This window comes from Micromonospora sp. KC213, from assembly GCF_004348325.1.
In the GTDB taxonomy this organism is placed as follows: domain Bacteria; phylum Actinomycetota; class Actinomycetes; order Mycobacteriales; family Micromonosporaceae; genus Micromonospora.
The window spans coordinates 1-18,292 of the sequence record NZ_SMKF01000036.1 but is presented as its reverse complement, the minus strand read 5'-3'; the positions used below and the strand labels follow the sequence as shown (position 1 = coordinate 18,292).

General features: G+C 71.7%; 17 protein-coding genes and 1 riboswitch. Of the genes, 8 read left to right on the top strand and 9 right to left on the bottom strand.

Annotation, left to right across the window (positions count from 1 at the left end; genetic code table 11):
* The first annotated feature begins 4 nt into the window (after window positions 1–4).
* The gene (locus E1166_RS10740; RefSeq protein WP_243710293.1) at window positions 5–424 is read left to right on the top strand and encodes a hypothetical protein; all 420 of its coding nucleotides are present in this window, start codon (window positions 5–7) and stop codon (window positions 422–424) included.
* Between the two features lie 183 nt (window positions 425–607).
* Here the strand turns inward: E1166_RS10740 and pseI are convergent, their stop codons facing one another.
* The 3 genes from pseI to E1166_RS10725 all read right to left on the bottom strand — a co-directional run bounded on the left by pseI (window position 608) and on the right by E1166_RS10725 (window position 4,008).
* The gene (gene pseI / locus E1166_RS10735; protein WP_132338055.1) at window positions 608–1,660 is read right to left on the bottom strand and encodes a pseudaminic acid synthase; all 1,053 of its coding nucleotides are present in this window, start codon (window positions 1,658–1,660) and stop codon (window positions 608–610) included.
* A 130-nt stretch (window positions 1,661–1,790) separates the two neighbouring features.
* Window positions 1,791–2,939: a glycosyltransferase gene (locus E1166_RS10730; RefSeq protein ID WP_132338052.1), complete on the bottom strand. Its 1,149-nt coding sequence runs from the start codon at window positions 2,937–2,939 to the stop codon at window positions 1,791–1,793.
* Window positions 2,940–3,084: 145 nt separating this feature from the next.
* Window positions 3,085–4,008: a winged helix-turn-helix domain-containing protein gene (locus E1166_RS10725; RefSeq protein WP_165944309.1), complete on the bottom strand. Its 924-nt coding sequence runs from the start codon at window positions 4,006–4,008 to the stop codon at window positions 3,085–3,087.
* 227 nt (window positions 4,009–4,235) lie between these two features.
* On the opposite strand from E1166_RS10725, the gene E1166_RS10720 reads away from it, so the two are divergent.
* The 5 genes from E1166_RS10720 (at window position 4,236) to E1166_RS10700 (ending at window position 9,509) form a co-directional block, all read left to right on the top strand.
* A complete protein-coding gene (locus E1166_RS10720) occupies window positions 4,236–4,832 on the top strand; it encodes an RICIN domain-containing protein (RefSeq protein ID WP_132338047.1) in 597 nt (198 codons plus the stop codon).
* Window positions 4,833–5,154: 322 nt separating this feature from the next.
* Window positions 5,155–6,432, top strand: coding sequence for an acyltransferase (locus E1166_RS10715; RefSeq protein WP_243710292.1), 1,278 nt, complete (start codon window positions 5,155–5,157; stop codon window positions 6,430–6,432).
* 65 nt (window positions 6,433–6,497) lie between these two features.
* A complete protein-coding gene (locus E1166_RS10710) occupies window positions 6,498–6,971 on the top strand; it encodes a hypothetical protein (RefSeq protein ID WP_132338044.1) in 474 nt (157 codons plus the stop codon).
* A 132-nt stretch (window positions 6,972–7,103) separates the two neighbouring features.
* Window positions 7,104–7,859: a hypothetical protein gene (locus E1166_RS32485; protein ID WP_132338042.1), complete on the top strand. Its 756-nt coding sequence runs from the start codon at window positions 7,104–7,106 to the stop codon at window positions 7,857–7,859.
* Window positions 7,860–8,297: 438 nt separating this feature from the next.
* Window positions 8,298–8,441: riboswitch (cyclic di-AMP (ydaO/yuaA leader) on the top strand.
* Window positions 8,442–8,657: 216 nt separating this feature from the next.
* The gene (locus tag E1166_RS10700; protein WP_207914151.1) at window positions 8,658–9,509 is read left to right on the top strand and encodes a C39 family peptidase; all 852 of its coding nucleotides are present in this window, start codon (window positions 8,658–8,660) and stop codon (window positions 9,507–9,509) included.
* A 101-nt stretch (window positions 9,510–9,610) separates the two neighbouring features.
* On the opposite strand, the gene E1166_RS10695 is transcribed toward E1166_RS10700, so the two are convergent.
* Together E1166_RS10695 and E1166_RS10690 are read right to left on the bottom strand one after the other, a co-directional pair.
* Complete coding sequence (locus E1166_RS10695; RefSeq protein ID WP_132338038.1) at window positions 9,611–10,507, bottom strand: TIGR01777 family oxidoreductase; 897 nt, start codon at window positions 10,505–10,507, stop codon at window positions 9,611–9,613.
* The gene (locus E1166_RS10690; protein WP_132338035.1) at window positions 10,504–11,262 is read right to left on the bottom strand and encodes a DUF2071 domain-containing protein; all 759 of its coding nucleotides are present in this window, start codon (window positions 11,260–11,262) and stop codon (window positions 10,504–10,506) included. Before E1166_RS10690 ends, E1166_RS10695 begins: the two co-directional genes overlap by 4 nt.
* Before the next feature lie 423 nt (window positions 11,263–11,685).
* Between E1166_RS10690 and E1166_RS10685 the strand changes: the two genes are divergently transcribed.
* Window positions 11,686–12,075, top strand: a complete 390-nt coding sequence (locus E1166_RS10685; protein WP_132338033.1) for a hypothetical protein — start codon at window positions 11,686–11,688, stop codon at window positions 12,073–12,075.
* A gap of 242 nt (window positions 12,076–12,317) precedes the next feature.
* Here E1166_RS10685 and E1166_RS10680 read toward each other — a convergent pair whose 3' ends face one another.
* The 4 genes from E1166_RS10680 to E1166_RS10665 all read right to left on the bottom strand — a co-directional run bounded on the left by E1166_RS10680 (window position 12,318) and on the right by E1166_RS10665 (window position 17,387).
* Entirely contained in the window at window positions 12,318–14,018 is a 1,701-nt protein-coding gene (locus E1166_RS10680) for a CDP-glycerol glycerophosphotransferase family protein (protein ID WP_132338031.1), read from the bottom strand.
* Between the two features lie 29 nt (window positions 14,019–14,047).
* Window positions 14,048–15,550 carry a bifunctional cytidylyltransferase/SDR family oxidoreductase gene (locus tag E1166_RS10675; protein WP_132338029.1) on the bottom strand — a complete coding sequence of 501 codons (1,503 nt, stop codon included), beginning with the start codon at window positions 15,548–15,550 and terminating at the stop codon, window positions 14,048–14,050.
* Between the two features lie 132 nt (window positions 15,551–15,682).
* The gene (locus tag E1166_RS10670) at window positions 15,683–16,501 is read right to left on the bottom strand and encodes an ABC transporter ATP-binding protein (RefSeq protein ID WP_132338027.1); all 819 of its coding nucleotides are present in this window, start codon (window positions 16,499–16,501) and stop codon (window positions 15,683–15,685) included.
* Window positions 16,494–17,387 carry an ABC transporter permease gene (locus E1166_RS10665; protein WP_132270763.1) on the bottom strand — a complete coding sequence of 298 codons (894 nt, stop codon included), beginning with the start codon at window positions 17,385–17,387 and terminating at the stop codon, window positions 16,494–16,496. The genes E1166_RS10670 and E1166_RS10665 overlap by 8 nt, the downstream gene beginning before the upstream one ends.
* A gap of 177 nt (window positions 17,388–17,564) precedes the next feature.
* Between E1166_RS10665 and E1166_RS10660 the strand changes: the two genes are divergently transcribed.
* Window positions 17,565–18,203, top strand: coding sequence for a TetR/AcrR family transcriptional regulator (locus E1166_RS10660; RefSeq protein WP_132338025.1), 639 nt, complete (start codon window positions 17,565–17,567; stop codon window positions 18,201–18,203).
* Window positions 18,204–18,292: the final 89 nt, after the last annotated feature.

Here is an 18,292-nt window from a genome sequence, read left to right as displayed (position 1 = left end):
CGGGGTGGCCGGCCGGCCGGGCCCGCCCGGCCCGGCCGGCACACGTCCGGTGCCGGCCCTGCTGGCGGCCGCCGAACGGCACCTGCGGGTCGGCACGCCGGCCGAGCTGGCGTACGCGGTGACCCGCAGCCACCTCGACGACGGGCGCTGCGTCGGCTGGTACGGCCCGCCCGCGCCGGGCTGGCGGGTGGCGGTCGACGCCGAACGGGCCGACGCCGAGGTACCGCCGGCGTTGGCCCGGCGCTTCGGGCCCACCGACTTCTGGGCCCGGTGGACCCGGGCGGAGAGCCTGTGCAAGCTGGCGGAGGTGCCGGTGGCCCTCTGGTGGCGGCGGCACGGGCTGGTCGTACCCCCGCAGACGCCGGCGGTGTGGCGGACTCTGCGCGTGGCCGACCTGGTCGTCACGGTGGCCTTTGCGCCCTGACCGGTCCGTCCCCGACGGCCCACAATGGTCGCCCTGCGCGGGTGGGTTACGGCAGGCGCTGACTTCCAGCGTGCCCGACACCCCACCTGGCGCAATCGGCGACGGCGTCGCCGAGGCGCAGGCCATCGGCGGCAAGAACCCGCGTGCCGCCGGCCGCGCGGTGGCGCGGCCGGCGGGCGAGCGTCAGATCAGGTCCCAGCTCAGCGGGGTGCCCCGGGGAACGTCGACGGCGAAGGCCCGGCCGAGCACGGCGTCGATCGCCGCCGGGGCCAGCCCCCCGGCCGGGCGGATCGAGCGGACGTTGCGCGTGGTCACCGGCTCACCGGCCCGGACGTCCTCGACCACCCACAGGGACCGGCGGAAGCGCAGCCCCTCCCGCTCGGCGGGGGTCGGGCCGACCAGCGTTCCGCCCAGCGCCGCGTACGCCCGCTGCGACTCGACGACCAGGGCGGCCAGCTCGTCCGGGTTCAGCGAGAAGTCCGAGTCCACCCCGCCGTCGGACCGGTCCAGCGTCACGTGCTTCTCGACGAAGCAGGCGCCCAGCGCCACCGAGGCGATCGGCACCCCGATGCCGGGGGTGTGGTCGGACAGGCCCACCGGTACCCCGAACAGGTCGGCGAGCACCGGGATACGCCGCAGGTTGCTGTCGGCCGGCGGAGCCGGGTAGGAGGCGGTGCAGGCCAGCAGGACGATGCCACCGGCGCCCGCCTCCCGCGCGGTGCGCACCGCGGCGTCGATCTCGGCGACCGTCGCCATTCCGGTGGAGATCACCAACGGTTTACCGGTACTGGCCACCAACCGGATCAGCGGCAGGTCGACCAGCTCCGATGAGGCGATCTTGTACGCCGGCGCGTCCAGCTCCTCCAGCAGTTCCACCGCGCTCGGGTCGAAGGGCGAGGAGAACACCGTCAGCCCTCGCTCCCGGGCCCGGGCGAAGATCGGCGCGTGCCACTCGTACGGGGTGTGCGCCTTCTCGTAGAGCCGGTACAGGTTTTCGCCGCCCCACAGCTCGTGCTCGCCGGAGATCCGGAAGGCGGGGGAGTCGACGTCGATGGTGATGGTGTCGGGCCGGTAGGTCTGCAACTTCAACGCGTGCGCCCCACTGGCCGCGACGGCGTCCACGATGGCCAGCGCCCGGTCCAGGTCCCCGTTGTGGTTGCCGGACATCTCGGCCACCACGAACGGTCGTTCCCCCGCCCCCACCACGTGCGGTCCGATCTTCACTGCCACCGTCATGCCCGACCCCTGTTCACTGTGCGTCCGCGCCCATGCGCGGTCCTTGCCCCGTCGTCCCCGGACGATGCGAACGCCCCGCGCGCCGAGCCGCCGGTCCGGCTCCGGAGAGCGGAACCCGCGACCGGGACGCTCACGGACTGCCCCGCCCCGCCAGCACGTCCGACTGCGACCCGTCGACCCGCGCCGGACCATCCGCCGCACCGCTGGGCTCTGGCAGAGCCGGCGCGCTCGGATGTCCGGCGGTGGACGGGGCGGGCTGCCGTACCCGGCCGGCCAGCCGGTGCGCGCGTCGCAGCGCCGCGTACGCGAGGTAGCTGTCCCGGCCGACCAGCCGGTGCTTGAGCCCGGCCACCCCACCGGGGCGGGGGTAGCCGCTCGCCGGCAGATGACGACGGTACTGCTCGGCCACCCGGCGGAAGAAGGCACGGCGCAGATGCGGGTGCAGCCGGTCGTCGTTGCCGACCACCACCAGCATGTGGTTGACCATCAGTCCGAACAGTTCGGCGTGCAGTCGGTCGTCCGGGTACCGCCGCCGGACCCAGTCCAGCAGCCGGTCGTACTGGTCGAAGGCGTCGAAGTGCCGGCCGCTGCGGGTGGAGGTGATCGCGCCCTGTCGGCCCTGGCGGTAGTGGTAGCAGACCCGGTCCAGTACGCAGATCCGCTCCGCGCCGATCAGCAGCGGATGACTGAACGGGATGTCCTCGTACCAGCCGGGGTGGAAGCGCAGCTCCAACTCGTCGAGGAAGGTCCGGCGGACCACCTTGTTCCACGCGGTGTGCTGCACGCGCAGCAACTGGGGCCGGTCGGCCAGCCGTACCACGTCCGGCACCCCGCGCAGCAGCGGGCTGCTGGCATCGGTCTCGTGCCGGCCGTCCTCGTGCACCCGCAGATGGTCGATGATCATCACGTCCGGGCGGTGTGCCCGCAGCCGCGCCAGTACCGCCGGGATGGTGCCCGGCGGCAGCCAGTCGTCGCTGTCGACGAACCAGACGTAGTCGCCGCCGGCCACCTCCAGCCCGGCGTTGCGGGCCGGGCCGAGCCCCACGTTCGTCTCCAGGTGGACGGTGCGCACGCCGGGATGGGTCGCCGCGTACGCCCGCAGCAGCTCGCCGCACCGGTCCGGCGAGGCGTCGTCGACGGCGACGATCTCGACGGTGCCCGCGTCGCCGGCGGGGACGTCCCGGCGGATCGAGTCGAGGCACTGGTGCAGGTACGCCTCGACCCCGTGGACCGGGACGACGACGCTCAGCAGCGGGGTGGGTGCGGGCGGATTGACCACCCCGCCACCCTCGGGCACCCGGGTGGCCGGGCACGGAACCTGACGTATCCGGCAACGATGAGATGGTTGAACAGCTCGCGAGCACAGGGTTAACGGGTGGCCAGTTCCGGTGTCCCGGTGTGGGGCGGCGCGACCCCCGCGCGCCTCATGTGCTGCGCCGGTCGAGGAGCGCCAGGCCGGTCTGGGTGGGGTTGTGCAGCACGTTGTTGTGATGCCTGCGTGTCGTGATCAGGCCTGCCTCGCGGAGGACGGCGGTGTGTTGGCTGGCCGCCGCCGATGAGATGTCCAGGCGGCGGGCCAGGGAGCCGGTGGTGGTCACACCGTCGGCGATGGCGGTGAGCACCGACGCGCGGGTGCGCCCGAGGAGGTTGGCGAGCGCCTGCGTCGATGTGCCGGCCGTCCAGATGTCCGCGGCGTGGTCGATGCCGAGCGGAGCAGGGTAGACCAGGGAGCAGTCGGCGGGATTGCTGGGGTCGTAACAGATCACCGGGGCGGGCAGGAAGAACGACGACACCAGCAGCAGCCCGCGCCCGTCGAGGGTGAAGTCGCAGTCGAACTGGTCGGGGGTACGGACGTAGAGGGTCGGCGGCCTCCACCGGATGTCCGGGTGCAGGCTCGACAGGAGACCGTCGACGCCGTGGTCGAGCAGGATCGTGCCGCGTTGGACGCGCTCGGCGTCAAGGTGCGCGCGCATGCGCTTCCAGTGTGGGCCGACAGCGACGCGGTGGTAGGCATCCATCACGGACAGCACCTCCTGCCGGACGGCGAGAGTGTCGACGAGCCCAGTGAGCACGGTCGGCACCCGGCCGTGATGCTCGGCGTAGAAATCTAGTTCAGCCCGGACGGCCTGCCGGGGGCTGGCCAGGAACGTTTCGCCGCTTTCGGCCAGGTCGCGGCCGGGCCCGGCGAGCATGGCCAGGTCAAGGAACGGCATTCGCGCGGGCGCGATCGCGGCCAGGACAGCGGACCGCGAGTCAAGGGCGCCGCGCACGCGACGCCGCCACCCGCCGAACACTGTCTCCTCCACCCGCCCGCGCAGCTTGAGGAGGCTGAACAGGGTCTCGGCCATGGGGCCCAACGTCGGCGCCACCCGCACCCGTGCCAGGTCGGCGGCCGTGAAGTGAATCCGGTGCATCCGCATCCCCCATGCGCGTCGGCATCGCAGTCGGAGCATGCCGCCAAGCGGTCACCCGAGGCGCTGAGCGGCACGGTTAAGCCAGGACTTACAACCCTCGCAGCACGCGATCTGTTCCTGCGATAGTGAGCGCGTCGAACTCACGACAATTAGGAGTCGAATTGAAAAAGATCATCGCGCCCGTGATGGTTGCACTCGGAGTGGTCTTGGCGCTGTCTGCGCCGGCGAGTGCATCGAATGTGGAGCGGCCTGCCACCGGAGCATCCGGTGCCGGGCTGGCACCCGCGCCAGCAGGTGTTTCGGTCGCTGCGCCGATCACCGCGACCCTGACCGCCCCGGCTGAATCCGGCTTCGTTGTGGAACCGGCCGGTGTGGGAGCCCTGGCCGCCGTCAGCATCAGGAACAGGGCCACCAACCGATGCCTGGAGCAGGCGCTCGGTGGCAGCACGGGGCACGTCTTCACGGCCCCGTGCAATGGCGGGACCAAACAGCTCTGGTATTGGGGGGCTGGAAGTGGCACCTGGACGTACCTCATCAACAGCTGGAGCTCGGAGTGCCTCGACGGCACCGAATCCACCGGCAGGGTGTACACGTTGGCCTGCAATGGCGGCCGCTACCAGCAGTGGCAGAAGGATTCGTTCACCGGCCGCATCAACCACAGAAATGAAATCAATCACTACAGCGCACTCGACAGCAACTGGCAGGGTTCGGTTTATCTGAACTCGCCGAACGCGGGCGACTATCAGAAGTGGTCCTGATAGGCCAGGGGACGGTGGCCGGGGCGATCGCGATCGCCCCGGCCACCGTCCCCGCAGGGTGTGGGTACGAGGGGCGAGGTGCTCGGTTCGCGCAGCCACGCATCCCGACAGCCGTGGATGAGTTCGTCGTCGGCGCGGCTACGGGCCGGGTGGGTGGACCGTCACCGGTACCCGTCCGTGGCGTATCAGGCCCGTGACGGATCCGCCATCGTCTTCGCCCGAGGCTCGGATGGTCGGAGCAGGTCCGCGACGTGGCCGGCCTCTGACCGGCATTCGCCGGACGAGCGGGTAGGGTGCCCGGCGGCGGTCCTCACCGGGGGCCGTGTGGGACGTCGCCCCGGGCCGTGGCGACGACGCGGCCGAGAAGGGGATGTACGTGGTGTCGATCCGTGTCGATGCGGAAAGGTCCGCCACGAGCACGCCGTCGGCGAACCGGCTGCCCTCGCTGACCGGTCTGCGGTGGGTGGCCGCGATGTTGGTCTTCGGCTACCACGCTGGCACCATGCGGATCGTCGGTGACCCCGACGCCAAGGCCGTCGTCGATGTGATCTTCACCCTCGGTCTGTCCGGGGTGCAGTTCTTCTTCATCCTCAGTGGCTTCGTGCTGGTGTGGTCGGCCCGAGACGGCGAGCGGCACCGCGACTTCTGGCGGCGGCGACTGGCCAAGATCTACCCGAACCACGTGCTGACCTGGGCGGCGGCGCTGGCGGTGATGTGGTGGTTCGCCGACCCGGTGGTGCCCCGGGCGGCCCTGGAGAACCTGTTTCTCGTCCAGGCATGGGATCCCACCCCGGGCTACTTCTACAGCATCAACACGGTGAGCTGGTCGCTCTCCTGCGAGCTGTTCTTCTACCTCTGCCTGCCGTTGGTGTTGCCGGCGTTACGCCGGGCCCGCACCGGGCTGCTCTGGTCGGTGGTGGTGGCCGTGCCACTGGTGATCGTGGCGCTCTGGCCGGGTCAGCTCCTGGTGCCCGAGGAGAGCACCTGGTGGTTCACCCAGATCTTCCCGCTGGTCCGCTCGACCGAGTTCTGGTTGGGCGTGGCCGCCGCCGAGTTGATGCGCCGGGACCGGTGGCGCGGTCCACGGCTTCCCCTGGCCAGCCTGATCTTCGTGGCCACCTGGGTGGTGGCGGGCCTGTGGATCCGCGCCGAGCTGTGGGCGGCGATCCTCTCCGTGGCGTACCTCCTGGTGATCACCGCGGCGGCGGACGCGGACGTACGCGGGCGGCCTTCGCCGTGGCGCCACCGCCGACTGGTCTGGCTCGGCGAGGTCTCCTTCGCCTTCTATCTGGTACACGTGCTGGTGATGGTCACCGTGCTGCGGGCCTCCGGTCACCTCGGGGTGGGGCTGCCGGGCTGGTGGGGGCCGCTGGCGGTGCTCGGCTTCCTGGTGGTGAACCTGGTGTTCGCCGCCGCGCTGCACCGCTGGGTGGAGAACCCGATGATGCGCCGGCTGGCTCCCCGCCGCCGTCCGCCGGTGCCCCCGTCCGGTGCGCCGGTGCCGGCCGGCGACCGGCCGGCGACGGGCGACACCACCGTGCCGGTCGCCCGTCGGGCCGCCACCTCATCGTCGCGATCCACCGCCGGCCGTCCAGGCTGACCGTCCACCGTGCGACACGCCCGTCGGCGCTGCGTCCCCAGCGGTGTCGGCGGTAGCGTGGATCCGTGCTCCCGGTCGCGTTCACCAGTCCCCTGTGGTCGGTGACGCGTTGGGCCTGCCGTCTGCTGGCCAGTCTGGCCATGGCGGTCGCGTTCTCGTTCGGCGGCTCCCCGGCGCCCGACGGCGTGGCCGCGCCACCGGGCCCGGTGGCGACCGCTCCCATGCCGCTCATCGGGGCACCGGTTTCCGCCGGCTCCGCCGAGGCGGCGGTTCGGCCCGGCCTCGCGCGGCCCGTCGCGGTGATCACCGGAGAACGAGCCGTCGCCGGGCCCACGGGCGAGCCGGCCGTCGCGGTGCCCGGCGGGTACACCGCCGCCCAGGACCACGCCGCCGGCGAACTGCCGCCGGGCGCACCCCCCGCGACCGGTCCGGTGGCCGTGCCGCCCGGTGTTCCGGCCGCCGCCGACACCGTGGCGCCTCCCGCCCCGGCCGGGTGGGCGCCGGCCGGCACCGGCCCGCGCGCGCCGCCCGTCGCCTGACCGCCCCGCGCGACCACGCCCTGTCGATCCCACCCCGCACCCGCCCGTCCGCCCGGTCTGACGGCCGGCACGTCGCCGCCGGGCGAGGGTGCGGTCCCTGATCCGCGTCCTGCTCCAGGGAGGTGCCGATTCGTGAACGCCGTCGTCTACCAGTTCCTGATCGAGGTCCCGACCGCCGTCGCCATCTGGTCGGCCCTGCTGGTCCTCGCTCTCACCATGCTCACCGTGCTGGTGGCCCGGCCGGAGCGGGAGAGCCCGCACGGCGACGCCACCGACCCGACCGACGATCCGGCCGTCGAGGCGGCGGACCTGCGCCGGTACGCCGAGGAGGTCGCCGTGGCCGCCGCACACGCCGCCCGGACCGCCGGGCGGTGGCGGGACAGATGGCTGGTCGCCCAGGAGGAGGTGGAGCGCGCCTGGTCCGCCTACGACGAGGCGGAGACGGTTGCGCGCCGGTTCGTCGGCGTCGGGGCGCTGCCGACCCCGCGTACCCCGCGCACTCCGGCGGAGTACGCCGCGCGGGAGCGCTGGCTGCACCGGGCCGCGGTGGCGGCGCACTGGCGCGGCGAACTGCCGGTGGAGCGGCTGTGGGACGTCTTCGCCCACCGGGACGGCTGGGACCCCCGGCGGCACCCGGTCGAGCAGGAGGTACGACTGGTCCGCGCCGTGCGCGACAGCCGACGGGAGGCGTACCGGGCGGCGGTCGACCGGGAACGCGCGGCCTGGCAGGACGCCGAGCGGGCGGCGGAAGCCGCCCGGGCCCTCGCCGTCGAGGCGTACGCGGCGGCGCAGCGACTGCGGCCGGACCGGGCGCCCGTGCGGCGGCGAACCGCCACCGACTTCCGTACCGCCGCCGTGACCCGCTGGCGGCCGGCCCGGGTCGGATGAGCCCGGTTCCGTGCCCGGAGCTGTCAACACCACGCCGGGCACCCGCACCGGGCTCGCGATACGTGCCAGGGCCGGGGTGCGGGCCAGCGTCGGTGTCGGCGGTCGTCGTGTGGTCCCGGTCGTGGGGTGGGCGCGGCGGATCCGCCGAGATCGCCAGCTCGGACTCCGTGAGCCCGGTCACGTTGCCCCGAAAACGGGCATCGGTGACAGTCGGTGACATCGACGGCGGCAATGCGGGGAACTGTCGCCGTCGGTGTCCGGTTGTCGTCCGGTCATGCCGGAAAGGCCGCTCGTCCCATTGAGTCACGTCAGTGGCGAACTGCACCGGAAACAGCGCCACCGAATGATGTTTTAGCAGCTCAGGGGGGTTGGCGCAGGGCGCTTGGGCCAGTAGTGTCACCGCAGTCCGACGCGGTAACCGATCGCAAGAGGCGACGCCGTGTCGGCCCGCCGAATCGTGCCTGTCACGAACCGGGGACCCACAGCACGTCCGGGGTGAATCCGCAGGGCACAGTCCCGTGGTAGGGCGATCTTCCCGCCCGAATCCGTCAGCTAACCCGGTAGGCGGTGTCGGAAGGAGTTCCATCCCCGTGCCCCACACCCCTCACCTCCGCTCCACCTCGGTACCGGGGTGCACCCGCCGGTAGGACACGCCGTCACGGCCTGACTCTGGCATCCGCCCCCCCTGCGCCCGGCGACCCGTCCGGGCGATCCCTCACCGAGCGAGCCGCCCCTGCCCTCCGCGTGTGACGCCTGCCGTCACGCGCCGGTCCGGCGTGCCGCTCCCGCCCCCGTACCGTGGAGGAACCCGTGAAGCACCACCGCAGGCGGCAGTTGCGGCGCCTGACCATTGGCCGCCCGTACCAGCTCGTCGCCGGCTCCGCCGCCGCGCTCGTGCTGGCGACCGGCACCGGCGTCCTGGTCGCCGGCGCCGACCAGCCGCCCACCCGCCACCAGACCTCGGCCGCCGTCATCGAGGCAGCCCCGCGCCTGGCCGACGTGGCCAGCCGGAGCCACGCCCGGGCCGCCGTCGCCAGCCCGTCGCCCTCGGCGAGCCCCAGCCCGCCGGCCACCGCCCGGCCCTCGGCCACGCCCCGCCGCACGGCCGACCCCGACCTGACCCGCACGGCGGCTCCCAAGCCCCCCGCGTCGAAGGTCCTCGACTACGACTACCAGGCCCAGATCACCTACTACTACTGCGGTCCCGCGGCGGTGCGCCACGCGCTCAGCGCCGCCGGCGTCGACCGGAGCCAGGACGCAGTGGCCGGGCCGCTGGGCACCACCGAGATGGGCACGAACTCGGCCCTGGACACCACCCGGGTGCTCAACCAGTTCGTCAAGGGCGACCCGTACCGGACCCGGATGTTCCCGGGCACCCCGAACGCGGCGCAGGTCGCCCAACTCCGGGCCGACGTGGTCACGGCGATCACCGCCCGGCGGGGAGTCGTCGCCAACGTGGCCGGTGACGCCACCGACACCGACGGCGGCTGGCACTCCTTCCCGGGTGGCCACTACATCGCCGTGATCGGGTACCGGGACAGCGGTCGGCTGGTCCGGATCGCCGACTCGGCCGACCCGAACCTGCCGGAGTACTGGATCACCACGGTCGACCTGGCGAACTGGATCGCCACCCGCGGCTACTCCGCCTGATCCCGCCGCGTACGCCACGGGTGCCGACCCTCCGTCGGGGTCGGTCGGCACCCGTCGCCCCTCTGTCGGCGTAGGCGTCGATGTGCACACCGGAACGCCGGCTATTTGAGCAGGTCGGCGACCGCAGATCCCCACTCTGGATGAGTGAACTCGAAGCCGGCATCGCGCAGCCGCTTCGGGACGCACCGACGGCCGGCCAGCGCCAATAGCGGATCGGCGCGCATGAACACTGATCCGACCCGGACCAGCGGCGCAGGGGTGGGAACACCGGCACGACCCATCGTCCGGCGGAGGGTGGCCATGAGATCGCTGTTGCGTACGGGGCTGGGGGAGGTTGCGTGCACAATGCCCGACAGCTCGGGGTCGTCCACGCAGTGGCGCACGATCGCGCACAGGTCGTCGATGTGCAGCCAACTGATCCACTGTCGGCCGCTGCCCATCCGGCCACCGAGACCCCATCGCACGAGTCCGGTCAGTCGATCGAAGGCCGGGGTGTCGCGGTCGAACACGATGCCGGTCCGTAGCGTGACCTGGCGCGCCGCGCTGATCTCCGCCGCGGCCTCCTCCCACGCCCGCGCGACACCGGCCATCTGCGGTGGACCGTGGGCGGGCGGGGCGGACTCGTCGAGCACCGCCTCGCCGGCGTCGCCGTAGATCGCCAGCGTGCTCATCTGTAGGAGCACTGGTATCGGCCGGTCCAGACCGGTGCAGGCGCGGGCGAGCGCCCGGGTGGGTTCCGTCCGGGAACGTGTCAGCAGCGCGATGTTGGCCGGTGTCGGCCGCCGGAGCACCAGTTCACCGCACAGGTTTACCAAGGCGGCGTCGGACAGTTCAGCTGCCCAGGGGCCGACGGTTCGACCGTCCCAGTGCACCTGCCGGCCCCACCGGACCCGCGTGACCGAACGGCTCAGTACCACCACGTCGTCGCCCCGGCCGATCAGGTCGCGGGCGATTCGTTGCCCGAGCGCCCCGGAACCGCCGGCGATGACGACCTTCATCGGCTGCAGGTGGTGACCGGGCCACCGGTGGGCCGCACCGCTATCGGCGGCAGCGACTTCCAGGTGGCTGGGAGATTGCGCATCAGCAGCCCGCAGTCGGGTATCGCGGATCCCGGGGGGAACCGGGCCGGGTCGTCGAAGAACGTGGACTGTACCGAGGCCAGCTCCACCGGCCTGACCCGCCAGCCCTGGGTGAGCAGCTCCACACCGTCGAGGTGGCTCGGATCGGGGGTAATCGAGAAGCCGGTGGCACCGCGCCGGAAAAACTCCGACGCCTGGTCGACGTCATCGAAGAGGTGGCTGCCGGACAGGGCGGCTGCCATACGGACGTGGACGTCGACGCGTACCGCCTCGCCCGGGTCGGCGAAGGCGATCCGCAGCTCGTCCGCGCTCTCTCTGACGTCGAAGCGGCTGCGGTGGTGCCACCCCGGGAAGATCCTGCCGCCGACCCGGGAGTTGAGCCGGGAGCTGGTGTCACGGCGTGGGATATAGACGCCGTGTGCGACGCCGTCGGGTGTGTCCCACTCAACCGCGATCCGGTGCGCGCCAATTTCGCTCCGCAGGCCGAACGGTGTGGGCAGGGCTGGGAGACGGACGCCGCTCAACCGGATCAGGCAGATGCCCGACACAGCCCATCCGTTGACGACCTGCGGCCGCAGCGGGGCGGGTAGCAGCCGTGCGGTGACCTCCGGGTCCGTGCGGTAGTTCACGAGGAGGCGGCGCTGGACGGCGCTTACCAATCGGGGGGCTCTCATCTGGTCGCCTTCCTTTTTCGGCGCGCCGCCGGCGTCGCCGGAGTGGTACCTGCTCGGGCAGAACCCGCCCCGCCAGGTTGAGCGGTCGCTCAATCCGAAGCTTACGACGTTTTGAGCGACTGCTCAACGCCGCTCGCATGTCCCTCTGCCGCGAATCGCCCGTCACTGACAGTAGCGAGCGCAGCGGCCCGCCTGGTATGCACTCGTGTCGATGACAGTGCGCCTGATCAAGCCCACGGGTGTCGCTGCGGGTGTCCTTCGGATGGCAGGAGATGAGGCGTTTCCGGTGGCATCCAGGCGCTGAGCGTTCACCGGCTTGCGTCGTAGACTCGGGCGCTCAAGACCCAGCCGCTGCACAACGCACGCCGTCGCTCTCGGACAGACGCGGAGGCCGATGTGGATGCGACCACGCATACTGGGGGGATGGCGGGGCCGGAGTTGGTGTTCGACGAGGGAGACTGGCACTACCGGACTAGTGGGGACCGCTGGAGCAGAAGCGGTCGACTTCGGGTGTGGCGCGACGCCGACAGCCGTCTGGTGGCGATGGTGACGATACGAGACCATGTCCTGAGAGACGACGGGTGCCTCCTACCCGAGCAGGTCCGGGCACGGTTTCCCAGCGAGGACGTCGAGGTGGTCGCCTACGAGCCCAGCTGGTGGGGCACCTACGAGCAGTATTACCTTGCGGTCGCCGATGACCGCAGGTATCGCTGGGAGGAGATCAACGGGTCCATTCTGGCGGAACGCCTCTCGCCGATCTTCGTGGTCGACGACGAGGGCGACGACTCACCGGGCGGCGACTCCGGGATCTGACGTTGTCGGTGACTGGACGCGCAGGCGTCAGCGGAACGAACTGGCCGACAAAGTCCCGACCTGGCGAGCTCGTTCGCGGCCGGGTTTCGCTGTAGGGACACGTCCGGCTCTGGAACCGTCGTCAGTGCACCCCGGGCCGCACCCGGCCCGGCTTCCTTCCGCGGCCTGCGACCAGCCGCCACGCTCAGCACCTGCGGTGCCGACCTCTCGGCAGCATCTCCGGCACATGATGATCCGGCCGTTCAGGCGGTGGGGGACAGCGGCGAGGCGTCCGCGGCGCGCGGCGACGGCGGCGCCCAGCCCGGGTCCAGCTCGCGCCGGGCCGCCGCGAGGAAGCCCTCGGCGTACGAGGCGGCCGGGAAGTCGCCGAGGTAGTGGCGGCGGGTCGCCCACCGGGCCGGGGCCAGCGGATCGGTGTCCAACAGTCGGGTCAGCACGTCGTCGACGTTGGACATGTCGCGCCGCAGCACGTAACCCGAGGCGGCCAGGGGAAACCGGGCCACGAACTGATCGCCGTCGACCCCCATGTCGGTCACCGCGTACGGCTTGCCGGAGTAGAGGAAGTCGGAGATCACCCCGGAGACGTCGGAGACCAGCGCGTCGGCCCGGTTGACGCAGTCGGTCAGGGTCAGCTCGCGGCCGGCCGCCGCACCCCACAGGTGCGCCCGCCCGGTGCGGGCCCGGTCGGCGGCGAGCAGCTCCGTCAGCCGGGCGAGGTGCCGCGCCGACGCCGGGTTCTGCGTGGTGTACGGGTGCGCCCGCAGGATCACCGTGGCGCCCCGGTCGAGCAGCCGGCGCAGCAGCGTCTCGGCCACCGGCAGGGAGCAGTAGTTGGCGTCGGCGTGGTGCCCCGTCCAGGTCGGCGTGTACAGCACGGTCGGGTTGGCCAGGCCGAGGGCCGGCTCGGGGCGTACCTCGATCGACTCGACCTGGGGGCGGCCGACCACGACGAACTTCTCCGCGGGGATCTCCACCCCGGCGCGGGCGTACCGCTCGATGGCGGCCGGCCCGGCCACGAAGATCCGGTCGAAGATCGCCGAGACCGGGTTGGCGCTGGGGGCCTTGTCGCTGTCGCCGTGGTGCAGCTGGACGTGGGTGAGCTGGGTGAACCGGACGCAGTGGCTGTTCTTCGCGCCGTGGTTGACGTAGAACGCCACCCGCAGGCTCGGCACCAGCGCCTCGTCCATAGCGTGCAGGGTCGGGCAGTAGACCACCGGGGCGGAGGTGGCCGCGGCGATGGTGGGCAGGAACTCCGGCTCCCGCAGCAGCACCAGGAACGGGCGGCCCAACCGCTCCAGGTAGGGCAGCCACATGGTGACCTGGTACTCCGAGCCGGGCGGGGCCGAGAAGTAGAGCAGGAACTCCGGCTGGTGCGCGCGCAACGCCCGGGCCACCGGCCCGCCGCCGGCATTCGGCCGGAACCGTCGCCGGGCCAGGTCGAGGCCGACCGCCGCGCACGCGCCGGCCACCAGCAGGGCGGCGACCAGCGCGACCACGGCAGGTAGGGGTGGGGCGGCGGCGACCGCGATCACCGCGAGCAGGACCAGCAACGCGCCGTCGAGCCGGGCGGCCAGCACCGGCGTCCAGGTGCGCACCGGCAGGTTCGCCGCCCGCAGCTCCAGGTTGCCGGCGTCGCGCAGGGGACCGACCAGCAGCACCAGCCCGAGCAGCACCAGCCCGGTCAGCGCCAGCACCGGGTCGAAGCCGGCGTCGAGCCGGCGCGCGTACCCGACCAGGATCCCGGCGGCGAGCAGCACCGTCTCGGCCGTGATGTCCGCGTTCGGACGGACCCGGCGTTCCGCCGCGGCGGCGACCAGCGCGGCCACCGCCAGCGCCAGACCCCACCCGGTGGCGCCGGTGAGCGCCACCACCAGGAACGCCACCACGGCCAGGCCGGTGGTCAGGCACCGCGCGATCAGTTTTCTGACCAGGTCACCACGCATGTCGATCGCCCGCCTCGCAGATACGTGGGTCAGCCGGCGCTGGCGAGCCGGTCGGCGCCGACGGCGGTCTGCTGGGCCGGCACGGCGGCCGGCTCACCCGGCGCCCGGCGGACGTCGATCACCTGGCCGGTGAGGTCGGAGATCAGCACGTCCAGCGACGACCGGGCCACCGTCTCGGCGGCGAGCAGGGTGTGCTCGGGCTCCTCCCCGAACGCCTTGGTGCGCATCGGGGTGGCGGTGCGCTCCGGGTTGATGCAGTTGACCCGGACGCCGAACTCGGCCCACTCGTCGGACAGCGCCTGGGTGAGATTGACCAGGGCCGCCTTGGTGGATGAGTAGAGCGCGTACTGGGCCCGCCCGCGGGTGTAGGAGCTGGAGGTGTAGAGCAGCAGCTGGCCCTTGGTCTGCTGGAGGTACGGCAGGGACTGCCGGGCCACGATGACCGGACCGACGAAGTTGACCTGGAGCACCCGGTCCATGGTCTCCTCGTCCAGGTCGGCCAGGGCGCCCTTCTCCAGGATCCCGGCGGTGACCACCACGTGGTCGATCCGGCCGGTGGCCTCGAAGGCCGTCTTGAGTGCGGCCGTCACGTCCTCGGCGCGCTCGACGTGCGTGCCGGTGCTGGAACGGCTGAACGGGAAGACCTGGGCGCCGTACCGGCGGGCCAGTTCGGCCAGGTCGTGGCCGATGCCGTAGCTGCCGCCGAAGATGACGACCGTACGGCCGGTCAACTCCTCGGTGTAGCTGCGGTGGTCGGTCAGCCGGGGGGCCTGGGCGGCGGCGAGCTGGAAGAGCTTGTCGGCCAGGTGCACGTCGACCGGGTGGGTGACCTTGATGTTCTCGTCCGAGCCGTCGATCACCTTGATCGGGGTGCCGGGCAGGTAGCGCAGCACCACGCCGCAGTCGTCGGTGGCCGCGAAGTGCGGGTCGCCCTCGGCCCGCCGGTACGCCTCACGGATCGTCCCGGACCGGAACGCCTGCGGGGTCTGGCCGCGACGCAGGGTGGAGCGGACCGGGATGTCGGTGATGCAGTCGTTCTCGTCGACCTGGATGATCGTGTCGGCGGACGGGATCGCCACGTCGACGGCGGAGTACGTCCAGAGCGCGTTGACGCACTCGCGGACGATCCGGGCGCTGACCAGTGGCCGGACGGCGTCGTGGAAGAGGATGTTGACATCGCCCTCGCCCACCGCGTCCAGCGCGATCCGGGTGGTCGCGTTGCGGGTGTCGCCACCCTCGATCACCTTGCTGACCTTCCGAAAGCCGGCCTTGTCGACGATCTGCTGGGCCTGCTCCACGTGGCCGGTGGCCATCAGCACGATGATCTCGTCGATCTCCGGCGCGGCCTCGAAGACGGCCAGGGTGTGCTCGATGATCGGCTTACCGGCGATCTTCAGTAGCTGCTTGGGGATGCCCAGGCCGAGCCGGGTCCCGGTGCCGCCGGCCAGCACCACCGCCACCGTCCGCGAGGGCCGCCACGGCGCCGGGGTCTCCGGTGCGGCGTCCGGGCCAGTGGTGTGGTCCTGCGTCATTGCCGATCCTCACTCTCAGGGGGAGCTGAACGAAAGATGGCGCCCGAGCGGCGACGGGTTGAACCTTAACGCGCGGACCGCGCCGCCCCAACGGGGCGACGCGGTCTCCGGCGCGGTGTCGTGGGATAGATTCTACTTTTTGTTGGAAAATGCCTCGTATGCCCGGATGACCTCGTCGGTGGGCCCGTCCATCCGGATGAGCCCCGACTCCAGCCAGATCGTCCGTTCGCAGGTGTCCCGCACCGAGGAGAGCTGGTGGCTGACCAGGAACACCGTGCCGGCGCTCTCCCGCAGCTCGCGGACCCGCTGTTCGCTGCGCTTGCGGAAGCCCTTGTCGCCGGTGGCGAGCGCCTCGTCGATCAGCAGCACGTCGTGCTTCTTCGCCGCCGCGATGGAGAAGCGCAGCCGGGCCGCCATGCCGGAGGAGTACGTCCGCATCGGCAGGCTGGCGAAGTCGCCCCGCTCGTTGATCCCGGAGAACTCGATGATCTCCGGGGTCATCCGGGCCACGTCGTCCGGGTGCATGCCCATGGCCAGGCAGCCGAGCGTGACGTTCCGCTCCCCGGACAGGTCGTTGAGCAGGGCGGCGTTCACGCCGAGCAGGGAGGGCTGGCCCTGCGTGTAGACCGCGCCCCGGTTGACCGGCAGCAGACCGGCGATGGCCCGCAGGATCGTCGACTTACCGGAACCGTTGCTGCCGATCAGCCCGATCGCCTCGCCCCGGTACGCGGTGAAGGTGACCCCCTTCACCGCGTGCACCTCCTGGATGTTCGGTGCGGAGGTGCGCTTGACCAACCGGCGCAGTGCGGCCACCGGGGTGGTGCCGCCGCCGGCGCCCTTGTGCACCCGGTAGATCACGTGCGCGTCGTCCACCACCACGGTGGGGATGCGCTCGCCGACCCGGGGGAGGGTGATGGTGACGTCGTTGGACGCCGCGAGGTGCTCAACCACGGCCGTACTCCTGTTCGCCGCGCCAGAAATAGACGAAGCCACCGATGCCGGCCACCACCGCCCAGCCCGCCGCGACCAGCCAGAGCCGGGTCAGCGACTCGTTGAGCAGCGGAGCCTGTTCCAGCAGCGCGTGCCGGGCCAGCTCGATGTAGACCAGCATGGGGTTGTACTGGATGAGCGTGCTCGCCCACTCCGGCAGCCGGTTGAACAGCGAGACGCTGTACAGCACCCCGGAGCCGTACATCCAGGTGCGCATGATGAACGGCATCAGCTGCTTCAGGTCGCTGGACTTGGACCCCATCCGGGCCACCACCAGCACGATCCCGGCGTTGAACACCGCCTGCAACAGCAGCGCCGGCACCATCAGCAGCCACTCCGGCGTGATCGGCTCGCCGGTCACCAGCACGATCCCCACCAGCACGACCATCGAGGCCAGCAACTGCTGGAACTGGGTGAGCGTGGCGGCCACCGGCAGGCTGGCGCGGGGGAAGTGCAGCGCCCGGATCAGCCCCAGGTTGCTGCTGATCGACTGGGTGCCGGCCAGGACCGCGCTCTGCGTGAAGTTGAAGATGAACAGCCCGGTGGTCAGGTACGCGATGAAGTTCGGGATCTCCTTCTGTGCCAGCACCACGCCGAAGATCAGGTAGTAGACGGCGGCGTTGGTCAGCGGGGTCAGCACCTGCCAGATCTGACCCAGCTTCGCGTTGCTGTACGAGGCGACGAGCTTGGCGTTGGCGTACGCGGCGATGAAGTGCCGGTAGGCCCACAGCCGGCGGCTGTATTCGGCCAGGGAGGGACGCTCACCGGCGACCCGTAGTCCGTGCCGGGCGGCCAGCTGCGCCTGGGTCAGACCCGTTGCGGGGTCCACCAGCGCGGTGTCGGCCATGAAAGGGCGCTCCGATCTTTCGTGCCAAAGGGATGCGCGCGACGATGGAATCTTAGTGGGAGCTGGATGGGGAGGGCCGCCTCGTCGCGGGGTGGACGCTAGTGGAAAACACGTCGCGACGCAACCGTTGCGTCGTTGCGCTAATCTGGCCTGCGTGACAGCTCCGGAGAACCCCAGATGACCAGCGAGAAGAGGCGTGCGCCGGCCGGTGCCGCAGTGCTTCGCGGCGACATCACCAAGGCCATCCGGCGGGCCCTGATGCACGAACTCGCCGCGGTCGGCTACGGCCGGCTCTCCATCGAGGCGGTGGCCCGCCGCGCCGGGGTCGGCAAGACAGCGATCTACCGCCGGTGGAACTCCAAGCTCGACCTCGTTCTGGAAACCGTGGCCGCCGCCGCCGGCAAGAAGCTGCCCGCCCTGGACACCGGCACCCTCCGCGGCGACCTCGCCCTGCTGTTCCAGGTGGTGGCGCACGCGTTGAGCCACCCGCTCGCCTCGCAGATCATCCCGGACCTGCTGGCCGAGGCGGCCCGCAACCCGACCATCGACGAAACCCTGCAACGGGTGCTGCGCGCCCAACAGCAGGAGATCGGCGGGCGGCTGATCGCCCGGGCGGTGGACCGGGGGGAACTGCCCGCCGGCACCGACCTCGACGCCGCGGTGGACCTGATCGCCGGCCCGCTCTACTGGCGGCTGGCCATCACCCGGACCCCACTGCCCGACACGTATCTCGACACCCTGGTGGAAGCTGTCGCCGCAGCGCTGGCCACCGACGCGGCGGTGCCCCGGCAGCGCGACGGGTCGGTCTCCGGATAACGGCCGCCCCGCCGCGACACCCCTGGTACACCCGCCGGACATCTTCGGCGGGCGATTGCGGCTAGTCTCTTGCCAGACCGGAGCTGAGC

What these genes read in the sequence shown, in the direction of transcription:
- pseI (WP_132338055.1), bottom strand. Translation starts at nt 1,660, where the DNA reads ATGACGGTGGCAGTGAAGATCGGACCGCACGTGGTGGGGGCGGGGGAA.
- E1166_RS10725 (WP_165944309.1), bottom strand. Translation starts at nt 4,008, where the DNA reads ATGGCCGAGACCCTGTTCAGCCTCCTCAAGCTGCGCGGGCGGGTGGAG.
- E1166_RS10695 (WP_132338038.1), bottom strand. Translation starts at nt 10,507, where the DNA reads ATGAAGGTCGTCATCGCCGGCGGTTCCGGGGCGCTCGGGCAACGAATC.
- E1166_RS10690 (WP_132338035.1), bottom strand. Translation starts at nt 11,262, where the DNA reads ATGAGAGCCCCCCGATTGGTAAGCGCCGTCCAGCGCCGCCTCCTCGTG.
- E1166_RS10685 (WP_132338033.1), top strand. Translation starts at nt 11,686, where the DNA reads ATGGCGGGGCCGGAGTTGGTGTTCGACGAGGGAGACTGGCACTACCGG.
- E1166_RS10680 (WP_132338031.1), bottom strand. Translation starts at nt 14,018, where the DNA reads ATGCGTGGTGACCTGGTCAGAAAACTGATCGCGCGGTGCCTGACCACC.
- E1166_RS10675 (WP_132338029.1), bottom strand. Translation starts at nt 15,550, where the DNA reads ATGACGCAGGACCACACCACTGGCCCGGACGCCGCACCGGAGACCCCG.
- E1166_RS10665 (WP_132270763.1), bottom strand. Translation starts at nt 17,387, where the DNA reads ATGGCCGACACCGCGCTGGTGGACCCCGCAACGGGTCTGACCCAGGCG.
- E1166_RS10660 (WP_132338025.1), top strand. Translation starts at nt 17,565, where the DNA reads ATGACCAGCGAGAAGAGGCGTGCGCCGGCCGGTGCCGCAGTGCTTCGC.